The organism is Kitasatospora sp. NPDC057518 (genome assembly GCF_042802075.1).
In the GTDB taxonomy this organism is placed as follows: Bacteria; Actinomycetota; Actinomycetes; order Streptomycetales; family Streptomycetaceae; genus Kitasatospora.
Map to the genome: position 1 here is coordinate 1 of NZ_JBHVEU010000766.1, position 1,780 is coordinate 1,780.

Genomic DNA, 1,780 nt, shown 5'->3' on the forward strand with positions numbered 1-1,780 from the left:
GGACCCGCGCTACCGCGCTTCGCCCGGCCGTGCCTACTTGGTGCCGCGCTTCGCGAGGAAGGCCTCGACCTCGGCCCGGATCTCCGGCGTGTCCAGACCGCGCACCGTCATGGTGGTGCGGCGGCGCAGCACGTCGTCCGTGGTGTACGCCCACTCGTTGTCCGCCGCGTACGCGACCTGCGCCCAGACGTCCGGACCGTCCTCGTGGATCGGCCGGCCGAGCTCCGGGTTCTCGTCGATCATGCGGGCGATGTCGAAGGACAGGGTGCCGTAGTGGCTGGCCAGGTGCTTGGCCACCAGCGGCTCCATCCGCGAGCCCGGGTCGCGGTCGATCAGCAGGCGGTGCGCCACCGCGTTCGGCGCGCCGACGCCCGGCAGCGGGACGGTCGGGGCGATCGGGGACATGTCCTCGCCGAGGCTGGTGCCGGGCACGTGGGCCAGCTTCTCCAGCACGGTGCGGCCGATGTGCCGGTAGGTGGTCCACTTGCCGCCGGAGACCGACAGCATGCCGCCGCGGCCCTCGGTGACGACCGTCTCGCGCTTGGCGGCGGCGGTGTCGCCCGGGCCGCCCGGGAGCACCCGCAGGCCGGCGAAGGAGTAGGTGACCAGGTCGCGGTCGAGGTGCTCGTCGCGGATCGCGTGCGCGGCCTCGCCCATGATCTGGTCGATGTCCGCCTCGGTGGCCCGGACGTCCTTCGGGTCGCCGGTGTACTCCTCGTCGGTGGTGCCGAGCAGGACGTGGTCCTCCCACGGGATGGCGAAGGAGACGCGGTACTTGTCGATCGGGATGGTCAGCGCGGCGCGCCACGGCGCCCGGCGCTTGACGACCACGTGGGCGCCCTTGGAGAGGCGGATCGACGGCGCGGCGCCCGCGTCCTCCATCTTGCGCAGGTGGTCCACCCACGGGCCGGTGGCGTTCAGCACCAGGCGGGCGTCGATGCCGAACTCGCTGCCGTCCAGGCGGTCGCGCAGCTCGGCGCCGGTGACCCGGCCGCCGGTGAAGCGCAGGCCGGTGACCTCGGCGTGGTTGAGCACCACGGCGCCGGCGTCGACGGCGGCGCGCACGGTCATCACGGCGACGCGCGAGTCGTTCATCTGGTGGTCGCCGTAGACGGCCACCGAGCGCAGGCCCTCGGTGCGCAGCGCGGGCACCTGCTGGGCGGCGTGCGCGGCGGTGGAGACCCGGCCCATGCCGTCGCGGAAGGCGGACAGCGCCGAGTACAGGAAGACGCCGGCGCCGAGCTTGGCGGCGCCGTGCGGGCCGCCCTTGTAGACGGGCACGAAGAAGGTCAGCGGGTTGACCAGGTGCGGGGCCACGTCGGTGGAGAGCGCGCGGCGCTCCTTGTGGTTCTCCGCGACCAGCTTGACCGCGCCGGTCTGCAGGTAGCGCAGACCGCCGTGGACGAGCTTGGAGGAGGCGCTGGAGGTGGCACCGGCGAAGTCGCCGGCGTCGACCATGGCGACCTTCAGGCCGGCCTGGGACGCGGTCCAGGCGACGGCCGTGCCGAGGATGCCGCCCCCGATCACCAGCAGGTCGTAGGTGGCCTTGCCGAGCAGTTCGCGGGTCTCGGCGCGGGAGGCGGTGTGGCCGGCGGTGCGCTCGGCGCCCAGGGTCGGGATGGTTGCCATGGTGGTTGTGTACGGCGCGCGGGTCGGGCGGCGCCGTTACTCCTCTCGTGTGCGGTGCGGCCTCTGCGGGAGAGGCCGGTCGGCCCGGTGCGGCGGGCCGGTGAAACGCGGTGACACCCGCTGCCGGAACGGCGGGCGGCCGGTCGGGGCA

1 protein-coding gene is annotated in these 1,780 nt (G+C 74.0%); it reads right to left on the bottom strand.

The window, feature by feature from the left end; translation table 11 throughout:
• Nucleotides 1-33: 33 nt before the first annotated feature.
• The gene (locus ACFU7Z_RS39220; protein WP_117492420.1) at nucleotides 34-1,629 is read right to left on the bottom strand and encodes a glycerol-3-phosphate dehydrogenase/oxidase; all 1,596 of its coding nucleotides are present in this window, start codon (nucleotides 1,627-1,629) and stop codon (nucleotides 34-36) included.
• Nucleotides 1,630-1,780: the final 151 nt, after the last annotated feature.